At 65.6% G+C, this 7855-nt stretch carries 1 protein-coding gene; it reads right to left on the reverse strand.

Going from position 1 to position 7855, the window contains the following annotated elements:
* On the reverse strand, positions 1 to 7855 hold a 7855-nt coding region (locus LJE63_03595), incomplete at both ends, for a right-handed parallel beta-helix repeat-containing protein (GenBank protein ID MCG6905686.1).

Consider the following 7855-nt stretch of genomic DNA (forward strand, 5'->3'; position numbering starts at 1 on the left):
CACTTCCCGGCTTTCCCCCACGGCCAGGACCCCCAAGTCAGCGGGCGAATTGAGCTGCACCCAGGCGGGTGCCGGGGCGCCATCGGGGGTCACCAGCGAAAGCATCAGATTGCTGATACCCGCCGTGCCCTTGTTGACCAAGACGAGGCTTTCCGTGGCGCTGGACCCCAAAGCAACCCCGGTTTCCAGGTGGTGCGGATTGACGCTGAGAAATGGCGCGGCCTCGGAAAAGTGGGTGGTTATGGCCACCCGGGCCCAGGTGATCGGCCCTGTCTCGCCATCGCTTTGAACCCTCAGCACCAGGGTTTCGGTTTGGGCTGCGGTATTGTCGGCCCAGACCGAAAAGGTTAAATTGATGGTTTGGTGGGGGCCTAAGACCGCGACCGGCGCTTCGGGAGCCAGATGGACCCCCTGGGGCAGGACCCCTTCGGGCTGGTCGATTGCGGCCCAGACCAGCTGCAGGTTGCGGATTTCCCTGCCATCGCCGGCCGTCGCCTCCAGGGTGATGCGCTGGGGGTAGTTTTTGGGAAGGTTGAGGGTGGCGGCCGTGGGACTCACCGCGAGCCTGCTGATCACGAAGTGCCCCTGCAGCGGTCGGTCGGTCACGTCCGGGTGAACGGCCCCCACAGCGTAGGTGCCGCCTTCGCCTGCCAGGGGTGTAAAGCCATGTGCAAAGGTGCCGTCGGCGGCGGTGAAAACCGCAACGCTGCGCTCAAAGCCGTTCAATGTGATGATCAGATTGAGCGGCACATGCGGCATGGGCTGGCCGCTGTCACGCGCCAGGGCGCGGCCGTTGATCACAACCGTCTGATCGCCGGTGGAAATTTGGGGTGCAATGCCGGTCACCTCGCCGAGATAGGCCGTATCGACCAGCGTCACCCCGTAGCGGGTGCCCGGACCGGCCATGACCACTTCGTCGTCCCGGCCCAGGTGGTGGTAGACGCAGTCAATCTCCAGCCGAACCACCCCGGCATCCGGGGCATTTGCCGGCACGGGCAGCGCCACCGGCTCCGAGGTGAAGGTTTCACCCGCCCCCATGCGAGCCACGCTGACGCCGTTGGCGAGGGTGACCACCCCGGCGCCCAGGGCTTGTTTGAAGGCTGCAACACTCAACACGTTATCGTCGGCGTCGAGAAGATAAAAGGTAATCTCGTCCGAGGCCGCCTTACCGGTGCTGCGAGCCGTCACGATTTCGATCGCGTAATCCCCGGTGTTGGTGAGGGCAAACCGCACCTCTCCCGTCCCGCCCCGGGTAAACGCATCGGTTAGGACCTGCAAGACCAGCACGCCGTCGTCCACCGGGATTTCCGATGTGCGCGCTATCCGCACGGTTTCTCCCGCGTGGGGGGTGATTTCGAGGGTGGTCAAGAGGTCTTCGCTGTCGCGCAATTCCCCGTAGCCACCCACCGTGACCGGCACGTGAACGACCGCCCCGGCAGCCACCGCAAACGTTTCCGAAAGATGCTCGCGCCCGGCCAATATCGTTTTCAGCCGAACGTTGGCCACCGCCTCCGCCGAGCGGTTTTCCACCGCATAGACCAGACGGTTCATCACCCCGCGCTGCAAGCGGGCCGCCGCCCCCAGACTGGTTTCCAGCAGCGGCAGGTTCACCGTGCGGCCCAGGCTCCGAGCATTGTTGGCATCCACCGCCACCAGTGTGTAGGCGCGCGCATCGCCGCTCCAGCCCGTGTCGGTGAAGGCGGCCCCGGTGAGAAGCGCCGGGTTCAGCCGAATGCCGTCATCCGGCGCCCCGAGAAAGAGGTCGAATCCGACCGCACCACCCCCCGGATGGGTCCATGAGACCACCGGCGCCGCGTTGTCGGTTTGCACCACGTCAAGCGTCGCCACCGGCAGCAGGCCCGCGTTCAGATAGGCCGAATTGGACGGCGCCGATTCGTTGCCGGCCGCATCCACGGCGGTGGCGACGTAACTGTGCGCGGTGGGCGACGGCCTGGAATCCACGGCCGCCGGCTGGGTGATGCCGGTGATGACAGGACTCAGATCCGCAACCGTGGTGATGGCGGCGAGATCGCTGCGGTAAAGGCGGTAGGTCAGCGGCTCGGTTCCAGCCGGTGCCTGCCAGGCCGCCCGCACGCCCTGGGCTGTCAGCTCCAAGGCGAGATCCCAAGGCGCCTCGGGAGGCGTGGCGTCGGCCAAGGCTTCAACAGACGGGGCGCTCATGGCGCTTTCGGCCGTCTCCCCGTTTACCTGCCGAACGCTGGCGATGGCGTAGCGAAAAAGCCCTTCTTGGCCGGGGTCATCGACCCATTCGAGGACCTCGTCGCATCGCAGGCAAGCCGCCAGGGCGTTCTCCCCGGGCGCCTGGCGGTAAATCTGATAACCGGCGGCGCCTTCAACGGCCTGCCAGTTCAGTCGGATGCGGCCGCCTGGAAGCGCTGTGGCGACAACCCCCTCCGGCGGGGACAGGGGCGGCAGTCCACCCTGGTAGATCTGAAAACGGTTTTGACACAAGATGCGATCACTGAGGTTTTCCAAACCATCGCGCCCCTGGTAGGTGACAACAAGGGTTTCGGGCGCCTCTATGCCCGCATCGGCGGGCAGTGCCACACGCGCCTGCCAACACTGGCGCTCGCCGGGCCGAGGGGCGATCTCGCTCGGGGCGGTTACCGATAGGAGTGGACGCCCCTCCCCTGAAAGCCGGCATTCTATCAGCGGCAAAGTGCCGGCCTCGAGCGCCTCGTTCAGCCCGATGTCAAGGCTGATTATAACCGGATTGTCCGGGTCGTTTTTAATCGGCTCGGGTGGCGCCAGCGACAGCCGGATGACGTCCGGGCCGTCGGTATCGATGGCGATGCTGGCCCCATCGTCGATCTCGGTGCCGCGGTTGCCGGCCCGGTCGCGGGCCGAAAAGACGGCATAGGCGGTTGCCGTGGGCGTACTTTCAAAGATGGTAAAAACTCCGGTGTAGCGGGTTTCATCCGCCTGGGTGAGATCCACCGCCACGGGCAGCCCCCCCTCGGGAGTGATGCTCAAAAAAGGTGCGGCCTGCAGCGCCTCGCTGACGGTCAGATCCACCAGGACCCTTCCAGGCGCCATGGCGCCGCTGACCGAATCCACCTTGCCCTGGGGGGCGTAATGGATGGCAAGCGCCCGGGGGGGTGTCCCGTCGGAGACAGCCACGGCTTCATTTGAAGGCGCGCCTTGGTTCAGGGCCGCATCCACCGCGACCACCCGGTAGTACCAGGTGCCGTCTTGGGGCGGCAGGTCATCGAAGATCGTGGCCGTGATGGGTTGGGCCGTGACCTTTTCGGCTGCCGCAACCGCGGCAAAAGTCCCTGCGCTGCGGTATACGACGAAACCGGCCGCCGCTTCCTGGGGCGGCATCTGCCAGGCCAGACGCACTTCGCCGCCGGCCCTGGCCTGGGCACTGAGGCCCAGCGGGCTCCGGGGCAAGGTGGTGTCCAGGGTGACGCGCACCTCGGGACTGGCCGGACCGATCCCCGCTCGGTTTTCGGCCGCTGCCCAAAGTCGGTTCTCGCCTTCGACCAGGGTCGCTCGGATATTGAAGTGGCCCTGGACATCCACGGCTATCGGAGACCCGTGCGGGACGCCGTTGAGATAGAGGCGGACTGCGGCGCCCTTTTCGGCGCGGCCCGAAACCGTCATAGCCGGCTGGGAGGTGACAGCCCCGCCGAGGGGTTGGGTGATGCGCGGGGCTTCCGGCGGTGCCATGACGATTTGGATGGGGAATTCCAGGGTTGTCGAGTTGCCCAAGGTGTCATGGGCGGTGACGCTCAATGTGTGGCTGCCGTCCTCGATGGGGGCGATGTCGAGAAACCCACTGTAAGGCGCGTTGTATGCCGTAGCGAACACAGCACCATCTATAGAAAACGTTACCCGGCTGACGCCCGCCGGATCGGTGGCCGCCACGGTGATGATGGCCGATCTTTCAAACTGGTGACCGGCTGCCAGCAGAGTTTCGCCCACTCGCAAGCTGCTGATTTGCGGACCCTCCGCGTCCGCCAGCGGGGTGGCGCTGACGGGCACCACCGACAGGCGCTCCCCTCCGGTGAGATTCACCGTGGTGACGGCGAACCAGTACGGGGTGTGGTCGGTAAGACCCGCCACCCGGGCCGATGTGGCGCCGGTGGCGAATACCGGGCGCATACCGGCAACGGTGGCAAACGCGCTCTGACTGACGTAAACCCGGTAATGTTTGACGTAGGCGGCCGGCTGCACCGCCTGCCAAATCAGGTCGACACAACCGCTGTGGGCATCCGCCGAAAGGCCGGGCGGGTTCTCCAGCAGGGTGATGCCGGTGAGCGAGGCGCCGGCGCTTTGGTTGCCGTCGTGGTCGACGGCGCAGATCCTGAAGGGATAGGCCGTCGCCGGGCTGAGGCCGCCTATTTCAGAGGCGGTTTGTTCTGCAGAAAGCGCCTCCCCCTCTGCCGCAGCGTTAAAAAAGACACGGTAGGCGGCCAGATCGCCGGCGCTGTCGGCCGACGGCTGCCAGGTGAAGCGCAAGCGGTCATCGTGTGCGTTGACCGCAAGTCCAGCGACCTCTTCCGGGGCCAGGACATCGCTGGGAGCGGCCGAAACCGGTGAAACCACGCTCAGTGCGTTTCCCAGCCGATCGACAGCCACCACGGCAAACCAGTAAACCGCACCCTTAACAAGGCCCTCCGCCCGCCAGGTGAACTGGCCGGCAGCCGCCGTGGCCCGCGCGCTCAATCCGCTGACGTCCACAAAGGGCTGTGTTTCATGGTAAAGCCTGTAGGCGGCAACATCGCCGTGAGCGGCCTCGTCATAACCCACCCAGGAAAGTCCCACCGTCGTACCGTTTCCCCGGCCGTCGGCAGTCAGAGCACTCACCGCCGGCGGCGGAAGATCATCGAACACGATCTCGACGGCAGCGCCCTGGCTGTGGTTGCCGGCCCGGTCCCGGGCCAGAAAGGTCAGCCGGTTGGGACCGCTGACAAGATTCGCGGTGCACTCCCAGGTGGTTTCGGGGCTGTGCCCCACCACCTCGGCTCCGTTCAGCAGAATAGCCGCATAAGCCTCCTTGGAACCGCCGATGACTTGGGTGATGGTGGGGGTGGGGGATGCGACCGGGTCGACCGCGGGGGCCGGCGGCGGGGTGGCGTCCACGGCGAAGTGGGACTGAACGGCCGCAGCCCGGTTGCCGAGCGCGTCTTGCAGTTGGAGTGTGATGGTGTATGACGACTCGGCCATTTCATTTTGGGGGACAAAGGAAAGCTGGTTGCCTGCAGCCGTCCAGTCGCCGGGTACCGGCGCCTGATCGACGTCATGGAGGGCAAGCAGGGAGCCCGCCGGATCGAGGCCGCTGGTGGCCTCCTCAAATTCCACCGCTATGGCGGCCGGCGCCAGCTTCAAAAAGCTGCCGTCCGCCGGCAGCAACGATCTGACTGCCGGCGCCGCCGAATCCACCAGCAGATCGACCCACACGGAAGCGCTGCGGTTGCCGGCACCATCCTGAAGCCACACCTCAAGCGCACTCTCCCCTTCGGGCAGATAAAGGACGGTCGACCAATCACCGGTCCCCATGGCAACCCGCAGCCGGTTGTTGACCCAGACGCTGGTAAGGTCCTCGCGGGTGCCCGTCAGGGTGATGCTGCCGCTCTTGGCGCGGTTGGTCACCGGCCGAACCTGGATCACGCCGCTGGCGACACCGCCGCCGGTGATGGTCAAGCCGCCCGGCGCCTCCCCGTCCACCGTGAAGACCAAGGCGTGGTCCCGGGCGTTGCCGGCCGTGTCCACGGCGGTAAACGCCACACAGTAGCGTCCGTCTGCAAGCGGTATGTCTGCCGGAATAAAGGCAAAGCGGTTTTCGACTTCCGTGAGCGTACCATCAACCCTCCCGCCGCCGTCATCGGTGACCACCACACTGGCGGACACCGCCGCGGTGTCCACGCTGCCCCCATAGCGGTCCAGCAGGGTGAAGCTGATCCGCTCCACCTGTGCTCGGCTGGCGCCGTCGGCCGGATCGGCATGGCTCAATTCAGGCGGCGTGGTGTCCAGCACCTGGGGCAGCGGCTGCCAGAGGGTATTGTTTTCATCGCTTTCCTCGGCCACCTGCCCGGTGCTGTCGGCGCTCACCGCCAGAACGTGGTCGCCCACCATGGCCGTCCAATTGCGGCTGACCGTGACCGCCCCGCCGGCCTGCAGGACCTCCGTGATCCTGATTTTGCCGATCGATTCATCATCGATGCTGAAGTCCACCCAAAAGGGGTCCACCACCGGCCCGCTAACGCTGTTTTGGACCTCGGCCGCGATGGTGGTTTGCTGACCGGCTTCGATTCCGCTGGCCGGCTGCAAAACGACCCCGCTCACCGTGAGATCGGGCGGGCTGCCCAGGGTGGTAAAGCGCCAGATGGGGCCTGGTGTTTCCAGGCCGGCATCGTCCCGGGCAACGACCCGCCAGAAGTAATGGGTGCCTTCGGCCAAATCCGTGCGCGAAAATTCAGCGTTCTCAATCCCGGATGCCAGCAGGGACAGCGCGTCCACGCCCTCCCCCATGTAGATGTCGTAGGCCACCGCATCCCAGGGGTTCGGGTCTCCCCCGCTCCAGGACAAGGCCACTGCCAGCGGGGCCCCCTCGGCCCTGACCGGCAGCCGCACCGCACCGTTTTGCGGGAAAGGGTTTTGCGGCACAAACGGGGGGCTGTTGGCGGGCGGCTGATCGATGCAGTCGGCTTGGGCGGTCAACCAGGGAGCGGCCGTCACATGCCCGGATACGGCGTCACCGGCTTGACCGGGCCCCGCGTCGTCGCCCCACCAGTTGTTTTCGGCATGCACCTCGCCGCTGCCGGTATTGTGGATGCCGCTGGTCTGATTTCTGAGGAAGTTGTTGCGCTGTATCGCGGTTGTGGCGCCGCCGGCCAGGTAGACGCCGTAGGGGTTGTCCTTGAAGTTGTTGCAGGTGATGACGGCGTTGTCGGAGCCTTTGCCGTAAAGGTAGAGGCCCGCATGGCGGCTGTTACGGATGGTGTTGAACTGGATGGCAGGGGAAGCCGCGTAGCAATAGATGTTGGCGTTGTATGAAGCGCCGCCGTACTCCACCACACAGTGCTCCAGGACGCTCAAGGCATCGTCGGCGGCGTCGCCGAAATAAATCCCCTTCCAGTCTCCCGGTGCCGGCGCGGCGGTGTCCGAGGTGAACACAATCGGCGCGGCCGCAGAGCCCTGGGCCAACAGCGCCGCCTTGTAACTGCTTGATCCAATGAACAGGCCGGTGCCGGACGCAAATCGCATCTCAGTCCCCGATTCAACGATCAGCCTCACGGTCTCCGAGGCCGTCCCCCGCACCGTCACATCCCCGCTGACAACGTAATATAGGGGCTGTTTGGCCCAGACGCCGCTGGCCGTGACGTTCCCGCCCCTGATCTGGAAGTCGTGCCGGCCGTTTCCCGAACCGCTGTTGCCGGAGGTGAGGCGCACGCTGTCGGGGTAGAGATTCAGCCCGCTGCCGCCGTTGTCCACGAGCACGTTATTCGTTATCTGGGCGCGGGAGCCGCTGTCGCCGTAAATGCCGTCCAGAGCGTTGCCGCTAATTGCGCTGCCTTCAAGGGTGGGCGTGGAATAGTAAAGTCGGATGCCGTGGCCGGCGCTGAACTGAACGAGGCTATGGCGGATGGTGGGCGCCGCGTGGTAGCAGTAAACAGCGCTGTTGTATGTAGCGCCGCCATATTCGATCACGCAGTTTTCCAGCACCGACGATTCGTCATCGGTGGCATCGTAAAAGCAGAGGGCCTTCCAATCCCCGGGAGCCGGGGCGACGGCGTTCGAGGTGAAGACAATCGGTTCCGTTTCGGTGCCCCGGGCGTCCAGGGCACCCTTGTAGGTGCTGTAGCCGACGGTCAGGCCGGTCCCCGGC

It is taken from the genome of Desulfobacteraceae bacterium (assembly GCA_022340425.1).
Taxonomy (GTDB): Bacteria; Desulfobacterota; Desulfobacteria; order Desulfobacterales; family JAABRJ01; genus JAABRJ01.